11 protein-coding genes are annotated in these 22,228 nt (G+C 68.5%); 4 read left to right on the plus strand and 7 right to left on the minus strand.

The genetic code is table 11. The annotated features are described in order from the left end of the window. Window positions 1–34: 34 nt before the first annotated feature. From MRBLMS1_RS26845 to MRBLMS1_RS26865, 5 genes are all read right to left on the minus strand, one after another. Window positions 35–742 carry an RNA polymerase sigma factor gene (locus MRBLMS1_RS26845; protein ID WP_485883308.1) on the minus strand — a complete coding sequence of 236 codons (708 nt, stop codon included), beginning with the start codon at window positions 740–742 and terminating at the stop codon, window positions 35–37. Then, on the minus strand, window positions 739–13,359 hold the full coding sequence (locus tag MRBLMS1_RS26850; RefSeq protein WP_485883311.1) for a filamentous haemagglutinin family protein: 12,621 nt from the start codon (window positions 13,357–13,359) through the stop codon (window positions 739–741). Before MRBLMS1_RS26850 ends, MRBLMS1_RS26845 begins: the two co-directional genes overlap by 4 nt. A 143-nt stretch (window positions 13,360–13,502) precedes the next feature. Then, complete coding sequence (locus tag MRBLMS1_RS26855; protein WP_485883313.1) at window positions 13,503–14,474, minus strand: FecR family protein; 972 nt, start codon at window positions 14,472–14,474, stop codon at window positions 13,503–13,505. 8 nt (window positions 14,475–14,482) lie between these two features. Then, a complete protein-coding gene (locus MRBLMS1_RS26860; protein ID WP_128139482.1) occupies window positions 14,483–15,058 on the minus strand; it encodes an RNA polymerase sigma factor in 576 nt (191 codons plus the stop codon). After that, the gene (locus tag MRBLMS1_RS26865; protein ID WP_485883315.1) at window positions 15,055–15,795 is read right to left on the minus strand and encodes a hypothetical protein; all 741 of its coding nucleotides are present in this window, start codon (window positions 15,793–15,795) and stop codon (window positions 15,055–15,057) included. The genes MRBLMS1_RS26860 and MRBLMS1_RS26865 overlap by 4 nt, the downstream gene beginning before the upstream one ends. 208 nt (window positions 15,796–16,003) lie before the next feature. Between MRBLMS1_RS26865 and MRBLMS1_RS26870 the strand changes: the two genes are divergently transcribed. Genes MRBLMS1_RS26870 through MRBLMS1_RS26880 form a run of 3 tightly spaced genes read left to right on the plus strand, consistent with a single transcriptional unit; the run spans window position 16,004 to window position 18,851 of the window. Further along, entirely contained in the window at window positions 16,004–17,020 is a 1,017-nt protein-coding gene (locus MRBLMS1_RS26870; RefSeq protein WP_485883317.1) for a M14 family zinc carboxypeptidase, read from the plus strand. Further along, a complete protein-coding gene (locus tag MRBLMS1_RS26875) occupies window positions 17,017–17,823 on the plus strand; it encodes an alpha/beta fold hydrolase (protein ID WP_485883319.1) in 807 nt (268 codons plus the stop codon). The genes MRBLMS1_RS26870 and MRBLMS1_RS26875 overlap by 4 nt, the downstream gene beginning before the upstream one ends. After that, window positions 17,814–18,851, plus strand: a complete 1,038-nt coding sequence (locus tag MRBLMS1_RS26880) for a serine hydrolase domain-containing protein (RefSeq protein WP_485883321.1) — start codon at window positions 17,814–17,816, stop codon at window positions 18,849–18,851. Before MRBLMS1_RS26875 ends, MRBLMS1_RS26880 begins: the two co-directional genes overlap by 10 nt. Window positions 18,852–18,854: 3 nt before the next feature. Here the strand turns inward: MRBLMS1_RS26880 and MRBLMS1_RS26885 are convergent, their stop codons facing one another. Further along, window positions 18,855–19,985: a YbfB/YjiJ family MFS transporter gene (locus MRBLMS1_RS26885; protein WP_485883323.1), complete on the minus strand. Its 1,131-nt coding sequence runs from the start codon at window positions 19,983–19,985 to the stop codon at window positions 18,855–18,857. After that, the gene (locus MRBLMS1_RS26890; protein WP_485883325.1) at window positions 19,982–20,857 is read right to left on the minus strand and encodes a LysR family transcriptional regulator; all 876 of its coding nucleotides are present in this window, start codon (window positions 20,855–20,857) and stop codon (window positions 19,982–19,984) included. The genes MRBLMS1_RS26885 and MRBLMS1_RS26890 overlap by 4 nt, the downstream gene beginning before the upstream one ends. An 87-nt stretch (window positions 20,858–20,944) precedes the next feature. Between MRBLMS1_RS26890 and MRBLMS1_RS26895 the strand changes: the two genes are divergently transcribed. Next, a complete protein-coding gene (locus MRBLMS1_RS26895; protein WP_485883327.1) occupies window positions 20,945–22,006 on the plus strand; it encodes an NAD(P)H-dependent flavin oxidoreductase in 1,062 nt (353 codons plus the stop codon). Window positions 22,007–22,228: the final 222 nt, after the last annotated feature.

Genomic DNA, 22,228 nt, shown 5'->3' on the forward strand with positions numbered 1-22,228 from the left:
GCAGGCCCGAAGCAGCAGTCTGACGGCCGGATTCCTACGCGTCTGTACGCAAACGAACGTTCAGCCTGAGGCTACGCCGGGACGTGCCGACGCCGCCCTGCGCCGCGTAGCCCGTGTGGCGGGCGCAATGGTCGAGCGCCTGGCGCAAGGCCGTATCGACGTTACGCAAGGACATGTCGTGCCGCTCGGCCACTTCCTGGCGGGTCAGCTCGTCCACGCGCAGCGCTTCGAGCACTTGCCGGTGGCGCCGCGGCAGCAAATCGACAGCCTGCGCCAGCCGGCGCACGTCGGCCTGCAGCTCGGCCAGGCGTTCCGGCCCGGCCGCCGTATCGGCGAGGAAATCGACGAGGCCGGCACCACTCCCATCGCCATCGTCCGCATACAGCCAGGCGCGGTTGCGGCGCAGGCTGTCCATGGCCGCATTGGACGCCACGCGGAACACATAGGCGGCGGGGCTATGCGCCAGCGCAGCTCCGTCCGCGTCCCCGGCCGTCAGCGCGCCCAGGCGCAGCCAGGCGTCGTGCAGGCTGTCGCTGGCCAGCTCGGCGCAACCCAGGTGGCGCGCCAGGCGCCGGTGCAGGGCCGCGTAATTGCCTTCCAGCACAGCCTGCAGGCGGGCGCCCTGCCCTGGCGCCACGTCGTTGGCCGCCTGCTGCCGGGGGCGGATGGCCGGGCGGTACCAAGCCATGCCCGTCATGCGCAAGGGCAAGGCAGCCGTCATATTCACCAGGCCGGCCATCATGGCGACAACCTGCTGCGCTCTTGCGCCGTCAGCTGGCGCGTGGCCGATTCCGGCAGCGGGCCCAGGCCCAGCACGCGCACGGCGCTGCGCGGGTTGTAGTCGGCCGCCTCGATGCGCGCGCCATCCTGCGGCGCCGCTTGCGCGCTGTCCGGTGGCGCGTCATTGCCAAACCCCAGCACGCGCACCGTAAACACCGATGGCTGCGCCGAACGGGTGGCGGCGCGCTCGCGCTGCACCACGTCCTGGGCGGCGGCCGTGGCCTGCGTGGCGGCCGCGCTGGCGTTCGTCATGGCCGCCACGTTGACGGACGCCACGGCCGGCATGCCCTTGGCTTCGCCCTTGACCTGGATGTTCGCCGCGTTCATCACGGTCAGCGCGGCCAGGTTGACGTTGCCCGACACGCGTATGCCCGCCTCGCCCGCGTCGATGGTGCCCAGCGGGGCCAGCAAGTCCACGTCGCCGGCCGGCACTTCGGCGATCGGCGCCAGGGTGGCGATGCCGGCGCCCGTGCTGGGCACGTCGGACGACAGGGTCACGTTGCCCCAGCTGTCATACACGCGCTTGGGCGGCGTGTAGACGATGGTCGACTTCGAGCCGCGGCCCGCGTTGATGTCGCCCGTCGACGACCAGCCGAGGATGTCGCCGCCGAACGTCGTCATGATGCGGCTCTGGCCCAGCAGGATGCTGCCGTGCGAGAACAGGCCGATATTGCCGCCGCCCTTGGTGATCACACCCGACGTCGACGGCGGCGCCTCGCCTTCGATGCCCAGCACCTGCTTGCCGCCCGGCGTCAGCATCTGGATATCGCCGCCGAAGTTCGTATGCACGTAGCCGCTGCGGGGGAAGTAATCCCAGCGCTGCTCGCCGTCGTTGCGCTTGGCGTACAGGCCGCGGTACATGATGATGTCGCCCGCATAGGAAATCGCCTTGCCATTCACGTCCGTGGCTGGCGCCAGGCCCGCGATGGCGTTGCGGCTGCGCAGGAAGCTGCCGTAGCGCGCATTGTCCGCATCGTTGAACTCGCGCCCGCCCGCCTTCAGTTCCGCGAAATACACGTTACGGGCAAACACGCGCTGCTGCGGCTCGGGCAAGGCCAGGAAGTAGGCCAGCGCTTCGGCGGCCGTGCCCTTGAAGCCGTAGCGCTCACCGAGCCAGGTCGCCAGTTCGCCGTCGTACGCTTTCACCACCTTGCCGGCCTGGTCGGCCAGCGGCACGCCCGTCTTCGCCACGTTCGCCGGGTCAAGATAGGGCTTGACGAAGCGCAGGTAGTCGAGGCCGGCCGCGCCCACACCGGCCTGCATGGCGATGCCGGCGCCCGGGCGCTTGTCACCCGCGACGACGGGACCGAGGCTGACGACGCTGCCCTTGTCCTGCATCAATATATTGCGCCCGGCGCTGATGTCGAGCGTGCCGGGGCCGGCCACGTTGAAGGAACTGCCAAGGATATCGCGTCCGGCCGACACCACCGACACGTCGAACGCGTTGTTATGCACGAACAGGTTGCTGTAATTGCGGAACATCATGTCGCTACCGCCCCTGCCGTCGATGGCTTCCAGCAGCGCCGTGCCGCTGCCGACGATATCGCGGCCCGCCCTCATCCAGACCGGTTGCGCCCCCTCGTACCAGGTGATGCCCGCGTGCTTGGCGTCGTAGAACGCGACCATGCGGCCGCTATTGACGCCGATCAGATCGCCCTTCACGGCATAGATACGCGCGACTTGCGTGCCGTTGTTGGCCGGACCGGCGGCGGAATCGGGCCCGAAGGCGAACAGCGGAAAGTTCCACTGCGACGATGGCACGCCCGAGCCCGAAACATTGCCGCCCGCCGACGTCAGGCTGCCAGGCCTGAGATTCCAGGCTTCGAAGGCCGGCTTGAACGGCGTGGCCATGCTGTCGGCGGCCGCGCCGGACTGGCTGACGGCATAGCCGCCCGCATAGATGGAATCGCCGGCCAGCCACTCCAGCTGGGCGTAGCCCGACGGCGCCAGCAGCAAAGGATCGGCATACGCGGTCGCACCACCCCAGTCCGAGATGGTCTTGCCATAGTACAAGCTGCCATTCGCGGCCGCGGCCCGCACGATGGACGGGTAGACGACGGCCAGGTCGGTGGCCGTGCCGATCGGCGCCGTCAGCGGCGTCATGTTGCCGCCGGCGGAGAACAGGTCGAGCGCCGTGCGCGGCGTCCACAGGCTGAACCAGCTGTAGCCGGCGCCCGGCTCGCCCGACGCGCTGATGAACGACGCGGCGTTGAACATCGGCACGCGGCCCGGGTCGGCCACGTCCTGCAGCACCTGATCGCCCAGTGTTGCCACGCTGACGGTGGCGTCGCCGGGCACCAGGGTCATGCCGCCCTGCGGCGTGGCGCGCGTGGCGTGGAAGGCGTCGAAGGCGCGCGTTTCCAGCGGCACGTGGTCGGTCGAGCGCGTGCCGTACTGCAGCGCGACATTGCCCAGTTGCGTTGCGGCCACGTCCACGTGGCCGCGCAAGTCGACCAGCGCGCCATTCAAGTGGCCGCCGCCTGACTGGCTGGCGGGATTGAGGGCGCCGCCCACGCGCAGATCCAGGTCGCCGCCGCCCGTCAGTTGCAGGCTGCCATCGGCCAGCACGCGGCCCGTGCTGCCCACGGCCAGCAGCAAGCCCTGCGAGCGCGGATTGATGTTGATGTCATACACGGTGGCAACCTTGGGCGCCAGCACGCCCGCATCGCCCGCCACGTCGGCGCGCACGTTGCCGCCACCCAGGGTGCCGAAGCCCGTAAAGCCCAGCACGGTATCGGCCAGGGTATCGCGGCCCACGTAGCTGCCGAAATTGATCCACCACGCCGTCGGCTGGGCCGGACCGCCCGTAGCCACGCCACCGCTGCCCTGGCGCCACAGCCAGTTGCCCACCGCTACCGAATCGCCCATGCCATCCGTGTTGACGGGACGCCCATTGGTGGCGGCGGACGCGCCGACCAGCGAGCCGCTCAGGTCACCCGCCACCCGCAGCAGCAGATTGCCGCCCTGGTCCGGATACCATGCCCGGTAAATGCTGTCGGCGCCGCCATCGACCAGGCGTTCATGCGCACCATCGGGGTTGGCCAGCACCTTGCCGTCCAGATTGCGCGCGCGCGCCAGGTTGTACGGGTCGCCGGCCGTCGTCGCCATGGACGACATGCCGGCCGTGTACACGCCGTACAGGCTGTCCACGCGCAAGTCGCCGCCGCTGACGAGGTCCAGGTCGCCCGTACCCGTGCGCAGCACGCTGTGGCGCAGGCTGGACGCCTTGTAGTCATACGTGGGGCTGGACGTGGTGCACCAGGTGAGATTTTCCTCGCACATGGTGGGCCAGTTCAGGCCGGCCAGGTCGACCACGTCGCCCGCCTTCACGCTGGGGTCGGCGAATTCTTCGGCGCCGGCCTTGGTCCACACATAGGCTACCTTCAGCACGCACATGCTGGCGTCGCCAGCGCAAAACTCCGCCACGGTCTGGCCGAACTGGCTGATGAATTCCTCGGTGATCGGTTCGCCCGCCACGATGCCGACGATGCCCTCGCGCTCGCCCAGCTCCTGCGCCGCCTGCGTCCAGTGCTGCACGCCCTTCGGCGGGATTATGACGCCATACATGCCGTAATGGCTGTCCGCCAGGCGCAAGGTGCCGTGCGACGGGTGCGCCTGCACGCTGCGCGTGTCGGCCGCGTCCAGGTCGGCCCCGGCCACCAGGCGCATGCCCCACGATTGCGAACCTTCGGCCAGCATGGGCGCGACGGCCCACAGCTTGCCTTGGCTGCCCGCCACTTCCGGGCGCAGCTCGATGGCATCCACGCCGGGCAACAGCTTGACGTCCGTGCCGTTCGGGATCAGCGCGCCGACCGGCAGCGCCACCTTGCCACTGAGCGTGACCACGTTGAGCTCGCCCAGCAAGCCCGGCAAGGCAACGCCTTTCGGCCACGTCATGGGGCGCACCTTGACCATTTGCGCGATCACGCTGCCCGCGTCGAGCCGCATGCCGGCAGTAAAGGTCTGTTCCGTGGCCAGCAAGGTACCCGCCGCGTGGACGATATTGCCGGCGCTGTCGCGCACGGCAGCGGCCAGTACCGTGCCGGCCGGCACGGTGAGCTTCTGGTTCAGGACCACGCCCACGGGCAGGCGCGTGTTGGCGCGGAAACTGAGGGCCTTGACTGGCACGTCGTAATTGAGCGTGACACCGCCCGGGAAGACGGTGCCGTCGGCCAGGGTCACGCCCTTGCCCGGCACGATGACGTCGCTGCCGTTGATGTCGCGCCCCGGCAGCAATTTCCAGCCGATGTCGTCCTGGGTGGACGGCGGCGGCGCGAAGCCGTCATTGATGCTGCCGTAAATGCTCAGATCGCCGCCGGCGCGCAGCAGCAGGCTGCCCACCTCGCCCGAGCCGCGCACATTCGTCTGCTGGAAGCGGGGATTGAGGCTGGCGTAGCGCATGCCGGACAAGTCCAGGTCGCCCTGCACCACCAGGTCGCCGTCCGCCGTCTTGCTGACGATGTCGACACCGGGACGCAGGTGCAGCGCATCGGCATACGCGGCCGTGTTCAAGCCCGCCAGCTTGCCATTGCGCAAATTCGTATTGGCCAGGGCCGCGTCGATGAAGGCCGTGCTGTCCGCATGCTTGCTGTCGAGGTAAGCCTGGTTGACCACCTGGTACGGGCGGCCGCTGGCCGACAGGTCTTGCACGGGCTGCCCGTTGGCGCCCGGCACTGTGGCGTAGGCCGCATCGTCATAGCGCTGCATGGCGTTGACGGCGATCGATTTCGCGCCGCGGATGGTGAAACCCTCGCCGGCACGGACGCCGATATCGCCAAAGGTGGCGGCGTCGACGTCCTTGCTTGTACCGCCGCTGCCCAGGCGCGGCGCCGTCAATTCCACCGTGCCGCGCGCGGCGCCGTCATATTCTCCCTTGCCCTTGCCGGCCACGGCCGCCGTGCCGTGGCGCACGTCGATCTGCGCGCCGCCGGCCAGGTCCAGCACACCTTCGCCCCCGTTCAGTTCCACCATGGCCCGGTTCGGGCTGTCGATGATCTTGCCATAGCTGTCGACGCGCAGGACGGTGCCATGCGCGTCGAGCACGGCGTTGTTGGCCAGGGTGACGCCATGCTTGCCGGCCAGGCGGATGCTGCCCACGCGCTCGCCGCTGGCATCGATCACGCCGGCCACCGTCAGGCGGCCATTGTCGACGGCCACCTGCACGTCGCCCGCCTTCAGTTCATTGCCGATGGTCAAGTCGCCCTGTTTCAGCTGGAAGCTGCGCGCGCCCGTCACGCCGCCCTCGTTCAGGCGCGTGTTGAGCGCGGCGAACTGGCCGTCCAGGGTCCCGCCCGCGCCCAGGGTGTGCGCGCGCACGTCCACGCTGCCGTTCTTGTATGGCACCACAGTGCCGCCCGCGTCATAGCTGCCACTGGCGCCGCCCAATATCTTGCCTTGCAGCTCCACCATGCCGGCCGCGGCATCGAGGGCCACGGCTTTCAGGCTGCCGGCACGGTTGTTCTCGGCCGACAGGTCGATCACGCTGCCGTTCGCTGCGCGGATGTCGCCGGCGCGGCTGTCCAGGCTCACGTCGCCGCCCCAGCTGTATTTTTGCACGTCGAAGAAAGTGCTCTTGCGGCCCGCCATGTCGATGCGCGCGCCGTCGGCCACAGTGATGTCGTGCTGCGCGCTGATCATGAGCTTGCCGCTCGGCAGCACCACGGCCGTGGCCACGTTCACGCTGTCGCCGTGCAAGGCCAGCTGGGCGCCCAGCGCGGCGTTATTCTTGGCGGGAATGGCTGCCGCCGCGCCGGCAGGCGCCGTCACGGTCAGCGCGCTGCCCGCCGTGTAGCTGTGCGCGGAACCGGCGTCGCCCGTCAGCAGCGGCGTGACGATGTTCAGATTGCCGCCGCTGTACTGGTAACCCTTGCCCGTCTCATACGCGCCCTGCGCCTGGTGGACGGACAGGCTGCCCTTGTGGTTGGCCGTGACCTGGCCCGACGCTTTCAGGTTGACGGTGCCAAAACCCAGCGCCATGCGGTCGAAGGTGGCGACGCCGGCCGGCTGCGTGAACGGGCCGAAGCCGAAATCGATGCGTTCCGCTTCCAGGTTCAGGGTGCCGCTGCCCGTGCCGGCGCCGCGCGCAATCACATTGCCGGCCGGCGACAGGGCGCCGCCCCAGATCAGGTTGGCCGTGCGGATGGTGGCCACCGTGCCGGCATCGCCCTGGCCGTACATGGCCGGCGTGGTCAGCACCAGGCGCTCCAGGTTCGATTTTCCGCTCGTCTTGTCGTAGGTGTCGAGCACCACGTCGCCATAGAAATTGACGCTGTCGGCCGCGTTCAACATCAGCGCCTGCAGCGCTGGCGCGCCCGTGCTGGTGTCGCCGCGCAGCAATCGGTCCAGCAGGCCCTGGTTCAGGGTCAGTCCGGCGGGACGCGTGCCGCTGGCCTGGGCCGCCGCCAGCGCCTCGTTCGAGCCGATATTGATGGCGCCCACGGCCAGGCTCAGGTTGCGCGTGCCGTAGCGGGCCGTGTCGTCCAGCTGGAAGCTGCCGCTGGTCGCCAGCAGCAAGGTACCTTCCGAGTACAGGCTCGCTGTACCCGTGCCTGTGCCGGCGCAAGCGGCGGCGCACATGCCGATGCGGATGCCGCCGCGCGTCGCGCCGCTGACGGGCGCCACATTGAGCAAGCCGTTCGATGCGGCCAGCACGTGCACGTCCGGACGGCTCTTGTAGATAAAGCCATCGTTGGCGTCGTACGCGGCCTTGCCGCGGCCCAGGGTGTTGATGCCTGCGCCGGCCGCGATATCGATCACGCCATTGCCCAATTGCACGTTGCTCGGGTCCTGGGCGACCAGGAACACTTCGGGCGCCGACAGGACGGCGCCGGCGCGCAGGTAGATGGCGCGCGCCGACTGGACGCCGAAGTTCACGTAATTGCCGCCCTGGCCATATTCCACCGTGGGCGAATTGCCCACCACGATGCGGGCCGCGCCGATATTGTTCAGGCTTGAAGCGCGTATGCTGACCTGTTTTGCGCCGCCGCTGGCTGGCGCGCCGTCGGCGAGGATTTCAATTTCGCCAGTCGAGCTATCGTTCGACATCAGCACCACGGTGCCGCCATAGCCGCCCTCGGCCGCCGCGAACTTGCCGGCGCCCTGGAACTGGAACGTCTCGAGGCCGCCGCCGGGCGCCATGGTCAGCTTGAGCGTTTTCGCATCGGACGGCAGCATCGCGCGGGGAATGCCGCGCGTTTGCGCATCGGCCAGGGCAAACGCGGCATAGCCCATTTCGTTGTACTGGGAATACGTGCGCAAGACCTTGGCCGGCGTGATTATCAGCTGGCTGGCCAGCGGCGCGCGGATGTCCGTGCCGGCGATCGACAGGGTGCCTGGCGCGGCCCAGGAACCGTTGCGCAGCTGCTGCGCCAGCGAGCCGGCGCCGCCCTGGCCTGCCAGGCCGTTCAGCTCCACGCGGAAGGCGCCCGGCAGCAAGGCGTACGTCGACGGCATCAGTGTATAGGTGCCGGCCGCCAGGCCCGGCACGCCGCTGCCTATCGTCACTTGCCGGCCAATGACCGCATCGGCGGCGCCCGAAGGCGCTTGCGGCGCCTGCACACCGGGCACGATGGCGTACACGGGATTCGTCGCCAGGCCCGGCAAGACAAAACCGCCGTTCGCCCCCACCTGCACCAGCGGGTGGGTGCGCGCATCGGTGGAACCGCCGCGGCCCGCGATGAAGCCGGCGCCCGTCAGTTCGCCGCCGCCGGACAGGTCGAGCAGCGCGCCCGGCTGCACGTGCACGGCCACGCCGGCCATTTCCATGCCGACGCGCAGGCCGCCCTGGGCATTGAAGCCGCCCACGCCCATGAAGGCGGCCAGCTTGCCGTCCACGTTCCAGCTCTGGCCATCGACCGTGCCGCCATACGGCATGACCAGGCCGGCGCCGCTGACGGAGCTGATGCTGTTGGCCAGCAGATTGACAGTCAAGCTCTTGTCATTGTCATAGCGGGCCGCGCCGATCGCCAGACGGCCCAGCGGTGCGCGCACCACGCCGCCCTGCTCGATATGCGCAGCCTCCAGTTCCAGCGAGCCGAAGGCGGAATACGGCATGGCCGGCACGCCATCGGTCGTGCGAGCGATGCGCAGGCTGCGCGCCGGGTCGTAGCCAAACTTTCCATCGGTGCGGCCATAACCGACGCGTACGGCGGCGCCGGCGCCCGTGTCCGGGTACAGCTGGGCCGCGCTGAGGGTCATGTCGCCCGGCGAGGACAGCACCGTCGTCGCCTCCGCGCCGCCCCAGCCCAGCGGGGACAGCAGGAAGCGCAAGTCGCCGCGGCTGCTCAGGCGCACGTCGTCGGCAACGATATTGACCAGGCCGCGCACGTCGATCAGGCCGCCCGTCATGCTGACCTGGCCGGCGACCGGCGACTCGCCCGCCGTGCCTGGCGCGACATAGAAATCGCGTCCGACCGGCTTGATGCTGGCCAGGCGCACATAGGGCGCCGCGATGCCGATCTTCGCGCCGGGCTTGCTGCCTGGTGTCAGCACGGGCGCACCGTACAGCTGGAAGCTTTGCTGCAGATGCAGCGACACGTCGCCATCGAAGGAGGCGGCGCCCAGCAGGGCCAGGCTGCCGAAGCCGCCCGCTTCAACCTGCTCCACGGAAAAACGGCCGTGGCCGTACTGCAGCGTTGCCGCCGCGTCCCGGGCACTCACGTTTTCGGCCAGGTCGCTGGCGCCCTGGCGCTGCGTCAGCGCCAGCTGGCGCCCCTGCAGCACCTTGTCCGTGGCCAGCACTTTCAGATATTCGGGCGAACCCGTGGCCACGGACAGGGTGCCGCCCGCCGCGCCCGCGCCGCCCGCCCGGGCCAGCAACTGGCCGTCCAGGTACAAGCCGTTGTTCGACGCCAGCGCGATGCTGCCGCCCGCGCTGGCCACGTCGACGGCCGCGCCGTTCACGTCGAGCACGGCATGCGCGCCGGAAGCGTCGAGCACGGCACCATCGCGCACGACGACGAACAGGCTGGCCGCCGACGTGCTGCCCTGCGCATGGTTGATCTCGCCGCCGACGATGATGCTGCCGCCATCGACCACCTTGCCGTAGCGACGGCCCTGCGCATCCGTGGCCGTGACGGCGCGCGACGCGACGTCGAGCACGGCATTCTCGCCTATCCACAGGGAACGGCCATGGCCGGCCGCCTCCACGGCTTCGGACACACTCACGCCGACGCCCACGCCGCCCAGGCTGATCTTGCCGCCCCAGGCGTTCAGACGCCCGTCCACCGTCAGCTGGCCCACACTGGACAGCTTGATGGACTGGCCCGCATCGACACTTACCACGGCGCCCTTGCCGACCAGCAGTTCGGCGCTGGCCATGTCGGCCGCATCGGACTGCGCGTCGCCCACCTGCAAGGCCAGGCTGGCGCCCTTGCGCTGCGTCAAGGTGCCCTTGAGCGCATTTTCCGTGACCTGCTCCGGCGTCCAGACGGCCAGTTTCTCGTTGTCCACCACGCGCAGCACGGGCATGCGCACGTCGACCCGGGCGCCGTCCGCCACCGCCACGCCCTGCTTGCCGACCAGGCTGTAGCTGGAAAAGCCCTGGTCGAAGAAATCGCCGTCCAGTTGCAGGGCGCCTTTCTGTTCCGTCTCGGCCTGACCGATCACGATCTTGTTCGCCTGCAATTCCAGCTTGCCGCCGCCCGCCACGCCATGGCCGCGCACTTGTGCGCCCTCGCCCAGCACCAGGTCGGCCTTCGGCCCATAGCTGACCAGGCTCACGTTGCCACCCTTGCCGCCCTGCTGTTTCGCCTGCGACAGGATGGCCGCGCCCGAGCTCACGTCGATCAGGCTGCCATTGCCGATGCGCACGTCGCCGTTCGCCCGCAGCGAAACATTGCCGCCATTCATGTAGGGCAAGCCGGCGGCGGCCAGCGGGTCGCGCAGTACATTGCTGAGCAAGCCGCTGGTGTCCAGGCTCACGCCATCGGCCAGCACCAGCTTGCCCGCGGACCCGCCCGGGATGACGACGGTGTCGACCATGCCCAGCGCGCCGATCTGGTTCAGCACATTGCCGGCCGCGATGCTGCCGCCATGGCTGCGCAGGCTGGCGTTGATGGCCACGTCATTGCCGAACAGGGTGATGTTGCCGCCATCGGCCACCTGCAGCGCACTGTCGACGGTGACCGCGCCCTTGGCCGCGATGCGGATGGCGCCCAGCTGCTGGCTGTTCAGCAAGGTGGTGTCGAGCAGCAGCTTGCCCTGGCGCTCAGCGTCCAGCATGCCTGTCACGTCGAGGCCAGCGGCGATGCCGTCCTGCACGCGCGTCAGGCGCACCTCGTCCATGACGGCCGACAAGGCATGCTGCAGCACGCCCGTGCGCTTGTCGAACATGGGCTGATACTGGCCAACGATCAATTGTCCCCGCTGCGCGGCCGCGAACTGCGACTGCTGGTAGCCGTCGAGCAGCGCTTGCGGCGCCTGTACCTGGCGTTCGCCCTGGAAGACGTCGCCGGCGATCCCCCCTTCCAGCACGGCCGACCCCGTGGCGACCACCAACTTGCCCGCGTCGCGCCCCGCCGTGTAGCCGTTTTCCAGACGCAGTTGCGCGGCGATCAGGGGATTGGCGTAGAAGGCGCTGGCATCCTTGCCCCAGCGCGCGTGTTCCTCCTCGTAACCCTTGTAGACGCCCATATACTGCAAGTCGCCGGGCGCGCTGCCCGCCTCGTGCAGCTTGCCGTCCGCGCCTTTGAGCCAGGTCTGGCGCACGGCCCCCGTCTGCACGTCCAAAGTGCCGCCGGACAGGTTGATGCTGGAGCCAAGCTGCGTGACGACATCCTTGCCGTCGAAGCTCACCGTGCCGCCCTGCGCCATCCATTCACTGACGGAATGGCCTTGCGTGCCCAGGTAGCCAGCTACTTCCAGCAAGCCGCCGGCCGTGTACCAGCGGTCGCTGTCATAGCCGTTCGTGCCTTTCGGTACGAACACGAGCTTGCGGCGGTCCACCCAGATGCTGCTGTTGATCAAGGCCTTGCCGTCGCGGTTGACGGGCGCATCGCGCTGCTCGTTGCCCTGCACGTTGATCTCGACATTGTTCGCAGACATCGCCACCTTGACGCCCACGGCGCCGGAAACGTCGAGCTGGGCACCATCGCGCACGAGGCTGCGGCTGCCCGCGTTGACGGCGAGCTGGCCGCCCGTGGCCAGGGTCAGCGAGTCGCCGAGGAATTCCACCGTGCCGGCGCTGCCGATCTCGATGCGCGACTGGTCGCGGCGGTCGTTGACGAGCGAGATATTCTGCTCCGTCGTCACGGCCGGGCCGCGCATGGCGTCGCGCTGGCTGTCGAGCGCCATCGTCTTGCCGTCGTCCTCGACGAGGATGGCCGTGGTGGCGCCGCGTCCCAGAGTCACGGCAGCGTCGCCGCCCAGGGCGTTGAAGTGTATCGTGCCGCGCGTGGCCGCCGTGGTGGACGACAGCAGCACGCCGTCCTGCCGCACGTCGCGCCCGGCAAGAGTGATGTCGCCTTCGCGCGCCTGGATCAGGCCCGTGTTGACGACCTTGCCCGCCGTGCTGGCGGCCGCGAACTGCGGCGTGACTTCGCTGCCGCGCGTGGTCGACAGCGGGTTGCCATCCGTGCCCACGCCTTTCTTGATGGTAAAACCGTCGCCCGCCGCCAGCAGGGCCTGGCCTTTCGGCGTATTGATCTCGCCAGCATTGTGGACCTCCTTGCCCAGCAGCATCACGTAGCCGCCGCCTTCCGTGCTGCCCTTGGGCGCATTGCTGGCCAGGCGCGCGCCGGCCTGCACCAGCACCTTGCCGTCCGCCTCCGTGAACGTCGCGGCGCCGGCCGTGCCGGGGCTGTAGATGCCGTTCTTCTGGAATTGCGTATCGCTGATGCGGGCCGCGGCCGCCACCAGGCTGCGCGTGTCGACCTGGCTCGTGCCGGTAAACACGATGCCGTTGCGGTTAGCAATCAGCACCGTGCCGTCGGCCTTGATCTGGCCCTGGATCTGGCTGGGCCGCGCTTGCGGATCGTTGACCCGGTTCAGCACGGCCCAGTCCTTCTGCTGCTGGAAAGTCAGGGTCGTGTCCTTGCCCACATTGAAGGTTTCCCAGTTCAGGACAGCCTTGTCCGCCGTCTGCTGCACCAGCACGGCCGTCTTGCCTGCCGCTACCGTCTGCACGGGCGCCTGGGCGTTAAGCCAGCCGGCCGTCAGGCTGTTGGTGTCGACCTGCAAGCCGCCCTGCGCCAGGCCGTTCGGCAAGCTGACACCGCCACCAGCTGCCTGGCGCGCCTGCGCCTGGGCCGCTTGCTGCGCGGCGATGGCGCGCGCGGCCAGGTTCAGGTTGTTGAGCGAGCGCTGCAACTGCTGGTTCGCCTGCTGTTGCTGGCCCTCTGGGCGGCTGCCCAGCGGCAGCGGCTGGCCATTCGGCAGGCGGCCCGACGTGGCCGCCGTATTTTGTGCCGCGCCCTTGGCCGCGAACCAGCCGCCGCTGAACGCCTGCTGCGCGCGCGCCGGCGTGGTAAAGGCGCCCGCCATCAGCATGGTGGTCAATGCGTAAGCGAGCGGCGTGAGCCGCAAGCGGCTGCCCAGCGTGGACGTGGGGACTGGGCGCTGGGCAGTGTGAAGCTTGGTCATGGCAATGGTTTCCTGGCTAGAGAGAAGGGAACGGAGCCTGGCGTTAGCGCAAGCGTCCATGCCTCCATGACGTAGCTGGGCGGCGGAAGGGATAATACTTTTGGAAAATATTTTTTGCGGCGCACCCTGGCACGCGCCGCACTTCAGCTGAGCAGCACGATGCCGCCTGGCAGGCTGGTCATTTGCGCCCCCGTCAAGTCGCGTATCATCGCCAGCGCGCCATCCATCTGGGTGATGGAAAAGCGCATGCGCACGAGGCGCCGGCCCAGCTCGGCATTGCGCAGTACGACCCTGCCCGGACGGTAGCGGTTGATTTCATCGACCACGCGGGCCAGCGGCTGGCCGGCAAACGACAGCGCGCCCGTGCGCCACGCGCTGGCTTCCTCTGCCGGCGCGGCCGTGGCCGCCTGCACGCCCCGCTCGTCGTAGACCAGTTGCTGCCCCGCATCGAGAGTCTGGCGGCGCTGCTGCCAGACCACGTCCACGGCGCCGGCCAGGCAGGTGACGCACACGGCGTCGTCCGTGTGGCGCACATTGAAGCGGGCCGACTGCGCCAATAAACGCCCCGCGCCCGCCACCACCGATACGGGCTGGCGCGCGCCGCTGGCAAGAATTTCCGCTTCGCCACCCAGCAGTTCGATCGCTTCCGGCGCCCGCACATTGATGCGCGTCTGCGTATTCATCTGCACCGTCATCTGCCGCGACAGGGCCACTTGCCGCTGCTCGCCCGTGCCCGTGCGGTAGTCGGCGCTCAGCTCCTGCAGCGACGGCCAGGCGCCCAGAGGCGGACGCAAGGCCAGCACGGCCACGCCGGCCGCCAGCGCGCCACCGAGAAAAGCACGGCGCCCGGGACGCGCCGGGAACGCCAGCACGGCCGCCTGCTGCGGTGCGGCGGCGCGGGTCAAGGCGGGGTCGAGCGCCTGCCACACTTGCTTGAGCTCGCGCCAGGCGCGCGCATGGTCGGGGCTAAGCGCGCACCAGGCGCGCAAGGCGTCGGCGTCGGCTTGCGTAAAATCGTCGGCACGCAGCCGCGCCCACCAGGCAGCGGCTTCCCGGCCAATGGCCGTGTCGGCATGATCTAAAGGGGCGCGTGGATCGCGGTCGGGAGCAGTCATGGGATTCATCAATATTTACGCCGGCCCGACACATCGCTGCGCTGGGCCGCATCGGCGTCGGCCATGCACGTTTTACAGTGTTGCAGGGCGGCCTGCAATTCTTTCTTTACCATCGCCACGGAAATGCCGAAGCGCTCGGCGATTTCCGCATTGAGCATGCCGTCGATGCGTGCCGCCGTCAGGATGGCGCGGCGGCGCGGCGACAGGCCCGCCAGCGCCGCGTCGAGCGCCTGCACGTCGAGCCGCGCCGAGACGATGCGGGCCGGGTCGCTGATGTCGTCGCCGGTCTCGTCGGCCATGCCCATCAGCTCTTCGCGTTCGCGCTCGGTGACGATGATGCGGTCGCGGCGGTAGGCATCGGTGGCGATATTGGCCGCCATGCGCAGCAGGTAGGCGTCGGGATTGTGGACGGGCGCGGCTGCGGGACCAGGCGCCACCATCGCTTCGAGGCGCAGCCAGGTTTCCTGCAGCGCATCGGCCGCATGGTGCTTGCAGCCGACGACGCGCTCAAGACGCCAGCGCAGCACGGCGTAGCGCGAACTGAGGTGGCGTTTGAGTTTGGTGCGCAGGTCGGGCATGCTCATGGCGCGGACATGGTCTTGGGGGCGCAATCGACTTCACTGCCCGGCCCTTGCGGCAGCAGCAGGATCGAGACCGGCTGCGGCATCGAAGGCAGCGGCGCCGCGCCCACGCGCATGCCCAGCACGACGCGCGCAATGGCCGTGTCGCGCGCGCGCAAACCCGTGCTGTCGAGCAGGTGCACGCGGTCCACCACGCCGGCACGGTTCAGATACAGTTGCAGCGCCAGGCGGTAGCCGCCGGGACGCGTCTGCGCCGCGCGGCACAGCAGTCCCAGCAGCACATGCTGCAAGCGGCTGACATAGGCCGCATGGTCGCCGCCGCCCTGCGTGGCGCCCGGGATGTCGGCGGCGGCCACGACGGCCGCCTGCGGCAAGTCCGCGGCAGTTGCCGCCGCTGAAGCCGCGGCCGGGGCATACACGATGACGGCTTGCGCGTCGGACAGGCGCGATAGCAGGCCCGTACCTTCCAGCAAGGCTTGCAGGGCCGCACCCGCCGCATACGGGCCGCGCACGGCGGCCGACTGGCGCTGCGCGTAGCGCTGGTCCATCAGCACGGCGACGCCCGTGCGGCGGCTGTACAGGTCCAGCGCGTCGCCCAGGTTTTGCGCGGCGATATCGAACTGCAAGACGGCGCCATCGGCCGGCTGGGCCCGCACGGGCCCCACCGTGGCCAGGAAACCCAGCAGTACCAGGTATCCCGCCAGCGCAAGCACATGGACGGATGCCGGGCTGCCTGTCATATCGCTATCGAGTCGCTATCGTGTGAGGGGAAACTGCGTGGCAACAAGGCATTGCCAAGTAACAATTCTTGCATCAACTGCAATAGCCTACACACAAAAAATGACGGCTTCGTGACATGCTTGCCATCAATAAATTTCGCCATGCGGGACGTCGGGCGTGGCGCTTATTTCGGCTACACTGGCTGCTACTTTCCCTTTCAGACGCCTGATGATCGAAAAGAATCTGCCCGAGCTGGTCATGCTGAAACGCCTCATCGACGAGGGCGGCAGCCACCTGGAAGTGGCCGCCCCCTGCAGCATCGCCATGGATGGGCGCGAGTTTCCCGTGTACTCGATCGCCATGGGCAATCCCGGCCGCGACGTGCCCGTGCTGGGCTTTTTCGGCGGCATCCATGGTCTCGAACGCATCGGCACGCAAGTACTGCTATCCTTTTTGGAAAGCCTGATCGCGCGCCTGCGCTGGGACGCCACCTTGCACCAGCAGCTGGAAACCATGCGCCTCGTGTTCATGCCGCTGGTCAATCCCGGCGGCATGTGGCAAGCGACGCGCAGCAATCCGCAGGGCGTGGATCTGATGCGCAACGCACCCTTGAGCGCGCGCGAAAAGGTGCCGTTCATGCTCGGTGGACAGCGCTACAGTGCCCGCCTGCCCTGGTACCGGGGCGCGGCGGATGGCCCGATGGAGGTGGAAAGCCAGGCCGTGTGCGACCTTGTCGAGCGCGAACTGCTGTCGCGCCAGTTCAGCATCGCCCTCGATTGCCATTCCGGTTTCGGCTTGCGCGACCGCATCTGGTTTCCCCATGCGCATACCAAGGTGCCCATAGCCCACCTGGCCGAAATCGGCGCGCTGGAAGAACTGTTCAGCCAGAGCTACCCGAACCACAACTATGTGTTCGAGCCGCAAAGCCGGCAATACCGCACGCATGGCGACCTGTGGGACTATCTGTACCTGAACGGCACCAGCTACAGCGGGCGCGTGTTCCTGCCGCTGACCCTGGAAATGGGCTCGTGGCGCTGGGTCAAGAAAAACCCGCGCCAGCTGTTCAACCGGGTCAGCATCTTCAACCCCACGGCCGCGCACCGCCTGCAGCGCGTGCTGCGCCGGCATCTGGTGTGGTTCGATTTCCTCATGCGCGCTGCCAGCAGCCACGGCCGCTGGATGCCCGAAGGCTTGCTGCGCAAGGCCCAGCGCCGGCGCGCGCTGGCGCAATGGTATGAGTCATGAGCGGCTCGCCCACCTGGATTTTATTACGCGGCCTGATGCGCGAACAGCGCCACTGGGGCAGCTTTCCCGCCACCCTGGCGCGCGCCCTGCCCGGCGCCCACATCGTCACGCCCGACCTGCCCGGCAATGGCACGCGCCACGCGCAGGACAGCGCCACCCGCGTGGCAGCCATGATGGAAGACTGCCGCCAGGAGCTGCTGGCGCGGGGCATCCCCGCGCCCTACCACTTGCTGGCCCTGTCGCTGGGCGGCATGGTGGCCGTCGAATGGGCGAGCCGCTACCCGCAGGAAATCGCCCGCTGCGTGCTGATCAACACCAGCATGCGGCCGTTCAGTCCCTTCCATCAACGCCTGCGCTGGCAGAACTATGGCGCCCTGCTGCGCCAGCTGCTGCTGGGCGACGCAGGCAGCCAGGAAGCGCTGATCCTGCGCCTGACCAGCCGCAGGCATGCCCATGGCAACCCCGCGCTGCTGGCCGACTGGCTTAGTTACCAGCAGCAATACCCGGTCAGCCGCCGCAACGCGCTGCGCCAGCTGCTGTCGGCCGCCCGCTACCGCGCCCCGGCAAGCCGCCCGCCCATGCCCGTGCTGGTGATGGCCGGTGCGCAAGATCAACTGGTCGACCACCGCTGCTCGCAGCGCCTGGCCCGCGCCTGGCAGGCCGATTGCCTGATCCACGGCGACGCGGGCCACGACTTGCCGCTCGACGAGGGGCAATGGGTGGCGCAATCGGTGGCAAGGTGGCTGGGCGTGGCAGCGACAGACGATCACAAGATAAACACAGCACAATCATCATGCCAATAACAAACCCCACAGACCAACTGACAGCGCTGGCAGAGGCCGGCGTCCGCGAACACGTTTTTCCAGGCGCGGCCTGGGCCGTGGGCACCGTCGACCACCACGCAATGGGCGCGGCCGGGCGGCTCACGCCCGAAACGTCCAGCGCCGCGATGCAGGTCGACACCTTGTTCGACATCGCTTCGTTGACCAAGATCATCAGCGTCTGGTCGCTGGTCGGCCAGCTGGTGAAGCAGAATCGCCTGCGCCTGGACAGCCGGCTCGCCGACGTCTTGCCCGGCACGGCAGGCTACGCGCTGGGGCCCATCACGATTTTCCAGCTGCTCACGCACACGGCCGGCTTGCCGCTGCGCGCCCGCCTGCGCGCCAGCTATGGCGAGGTGTACGACGATATCGTGCGCGGCGTGCTGCGCGAGCCGCTGGAAGGCATACCAGGTCAAGCCGTCGAATACACGGACCGCGCGGCCCTGATCCTCGGCCTGGTCATCGAGCGGCTGCTGGGCATGCCGCTGGATGTGGCCCTTGCCAAGCATGTGCTGCAGCCGCTGGGCATGGCCGCCACGGGATATGGTCCCGTGGCGCCACGGCACGGCAAGCTGGTCGCACCGACCGAATACTGCGACGAAGCAGGCGTCCATCTTGCCGGCACGGTGCATGACTTTTCAACCCGGCTGCTGGGCGGCGTGTGCGGCATTGCCGGCCTGTTTTCCAACGTGCCCGACCTGCAGCGCTTCCTGAAGGCGATGCTGACTCCGCATGGCGATGTGTTTGACGCCGCCTGGGTGAGGGAATCGCTGAGGGTACAGACGGGCGAGCTGCAGCCCTCGCGCGGCCTGTTCTGGCATCCGGCGGCAGGCACAGGGGTGCAAGACGATGTCTGGTGCCACCTGGGCTTCACGGGCACGGCCATGTGGCTCAGCCCCCGGCGCGGCCGCTATGCGGTGCTGCTGACGAACAAGCTGTATTACACGCGCGAGTTCGACAGTATCAACGACATCCGACGCGACTTCATGCGCTGCGCATTCGCTCTCTGATTTTCATAGCCGCAGGCTGACGAGAATCGCCAGCAACAGCGCGCCAGCGGCGGCCAGCAAGGCGCTGTTGAAGCTGTGCGACTGCGCATACAGGCTGCCGGCCAGCACGGGGCCGATGATCTGTCCGATGCCATACACCACCGTCATGATAGCCATCATGTTGCTCCCTGTCTTGACGGCGGCCCGCTGCGCGGCCGGCATGGCGATGGTCACCGTGCCGACAAACGTGCCGCCGACGAGGATGGCGCTGAGCAGATAGCCAGCGGCCGTGGGCGCCAGCACGGGAAGCGCCACGCCCAGCGCCTGCAGCAGCAAATTGAGCCTCAGCGCCTGGCGCGTGCCAAGTCGCTCATGCAGCCGGTGCCACAGGAAACACGACGGCGCCGCACCAAGGCCGAACACGGCCCACACGTGGGCGGAGTTCAGCCCGGGCAAAGCCGCGCCGACCAGCACGGGCAAATACGTGGCCGTGACGATATAACCAAATCCTGCCAATCCGTAGATCAGCACCAGCGGCCACGGCGCCACGGGCGCCAGGGCCGATGCGGCGGCTTGCGCCGGTGCAGCCAGGGTTTCCTGGCCACTGGCGGCAATGGCGGGCGCGGCCGCCAGCCCTGCCAGCGCGGTGACGCCGGCCAGCAGCAGCCACATGCCGGCGCTGTGCCAGCCCAGTTGCGAGGCCAGCACCAGCAGTTCGGCCGACACGGCGATGCCCGCGCCCACGCCCGCATACAGCAGCGGCGCGCCGCGACCATGTCCGCGCTGGACCAGCAGCCACAGCGAGGCGGCGACCATGGCCAGGGCGCTGAAGACGCCCGCCACGCCACGCACCGCCACGATGAGCCAGACCGGCTGCGGCAAGGCCAGCACGCCCAGGCACAGCGCCGTGCCGGCCACCGACCACAGGCATAGCCGGTGCGCGCTGTGGGCCCGCGCGCGCATGGCCAGGATGGCGCCCAGCAAGTAGCCGGCATAGTTGGCCGAGGCGGCCAGACTTCCGTCGCGCAAGCTCAACACGCCCTCCCTGACCATGTGCGGATAGATGGCCGTGAAGGCAAAGCGGCCAAAGCCCATGCCGATGGCAAGAATGACGGCCGCGGCGATGGCCGCGCGCAGCCTGGCCGCCGCGTTCACAGCGCCGCCTCGCCCACTTGCGCCAGCAAATGCTGAAAAGCGGGCACGTCGAATCCCGCACGCCACACCAGCACGGTGTCGATCTCCCCTGCGGGCAGCGTTGTCAAGGTGGCCGGCGCGTCAGAAAGCCAAAGCACACTGGCCGGCAGCAAGGTCACGCACGCGCCGGCCGCCACGCAGGCGATCATGGTGTGATACGAACTCATTTCCTGCACCTGCCACTGCGTGCTGCCGGCCACGCCCAGCACCTCTTCGGCTATGGCGCGGTAGGTGCAGCCCTGCGGGAAGGCAGCCAGCGAGCGCGTGCGCACGTCCATGGCGCTGCGCGCCTGCCCTTCGCTGGCCGGCAGCAGCAGGCACAGTTCCTCGCGCCACACGGGCGTCGATGCGAGGCCCAGCTCTTTCAGGGCGGCGGTGCCGCCGAACGCTGGTGGCAAGGCGACAAAAGCGCAGTCGAGCAGGCCCGTGCGCACTTGCTCGATCAAGGGGCGCGACGGCCCCGTGCTCAGCGCCAGGCGCGTCGCCGGATAGCGGGCGTGATACGCGGCCAGCAGCGCCGGCAAGCGGCTGGCCGCCGTGCTTTCCATGCTGCCGACGCGCAAGGTGCCGCCCTCTCTCCCGCCCGTGACGACGTGCCGCGCTTCTTCCGCCAGCGCCAGCAAACGCTGCGCATACTCGAGAAAGCGCTCGCCCGCCGCCGTCAGCGCCATGCGTTTATTCGTGCGCACGAACAGTTCCGCGCCGATATCGGCTTCCAGCTGCTGGATGCGCGTGGTGACGCTGGACGGCGCGCGCCCCAGCCTGGCTGCGGCCTGGGTGACGCTCAGTTCACTGGCCACGGCGCAAAAAATCGTCAGGGATTCCATGTCCATCGCATTCTCTATTTCAAAATGATTGTGCTATTATATTCTTCAAATACGAATATTGCACAATGTCCTCAACTTTGTGAAGGAAACACCATGACTTCAATCCAGCACTTCCTCGACCGCCTCGGCTTGCAGTTGCCGATCATCCAGGCGCCGATGGCCGGTATCTCCACGCCGCGCATGGCCGCCGCCGTCTCGAACGCGGGCGGCCTCGGTTCGCTGGCCATCGGCTCCGGCACCGTGGCGCAGGCGCGCCAGATAATCATGGACACGCGCGCGCTGACGGACCGTCCCTTCAATGTGAATGTGTTTTGCCATGCGCCGGCGGTCAGGGATGCGCGGCGCGAAGCGGCCTGGCTGGCCCACCTGGCGCCTCTGTTTGCGGAGCTGGGCGCGGCCGCGCCCGTGGCGCTCGACGAAATCTACGAAACGTTCATCGGCAATGACGCGGCATTCGAGCTGTTGCTGGAACTGCGGCCGGCCGTCGTCAGCTTCCATTTCGGCTTGCCAACGACGCAGCAGATCGCCGCCTTGCGCCATGCCGGCATCTACACGCTGGCCACGGCCACGAATCTGCGCGAAGCGGCGCTGATCGAACAGGCCGGGGTCGACGCCATCGTGGCGCAAGGCGTGGAAGCGGGTGGCCATCGCGGGGTTTTCGACCCGCAAGCGCCGGACGAGCGCCACAGCACCAGCGTGCTGCTGCGCCTGCTGGCAGGCAGCACCGCCCTGCCCCTGATCGCCGCCGGCGGCATCATGGATGGACAAGGCATCCGCGCCGCGCTGGACCTGGGCGCGGCCGCCGCCCAGCTGGGCACGGCGTTCCTGCTATGTCCGGAATCGTCAGCCAACGCCGGCTACCGCGCCAACCTGAAAAGCGAACGTGCCGCAAGCACGCGCCTGACCAGCGTGCTATCGGGCCGCCTGGCGCGCGGCATGGTGAACCGTCTGATCGAACACGGCGAAGCGCCAGGCAGCCCGCCGCCAGCCGACTACCCGGTCGCCTACGATGCCGCCAAACAATTGAACGCGCTAGCCAGCCAGCACGGCAACAGCGAATTCGCAGCGCAGTGGGCTGGTCAGGGCGCGCCGCTGGCGCGGGAGATGGGGGCGGCGCAGTTGGTGGCCACGCTCGCACAGGAAATGGCGCGCTGATTTCAGGCTGCCGCTGACACGCGTGCAGCCAGGACAATGAAGGCCTTGGCTGCATACCACCTTGGTCCGACGTGCGACTGTATTGCAGTGTCCGCTTTCGCCCCAGGCTGTGTGAAAACCCGAGTTTTTGTATCGGGAGCGGCCGCTCCGTGCAAGCCCCCGATTTTCCCCGACGTGCGAGTCGAAGTTAAAAAGGGCTCACGCCCCCAACAACGCCGCTTT

The sequence above is a fragment of the Massilia sp. LMS1-1-1.1 genome (assembly GCF_040815535.1).
Taxonomy (GTDB): Bacteria; Pseudomonadota; Gammaproteobacteria; order Burkholderiales; family Burkholderiaceae_D; genus Janthinobacterium; species Janthinobacterium aestuarii.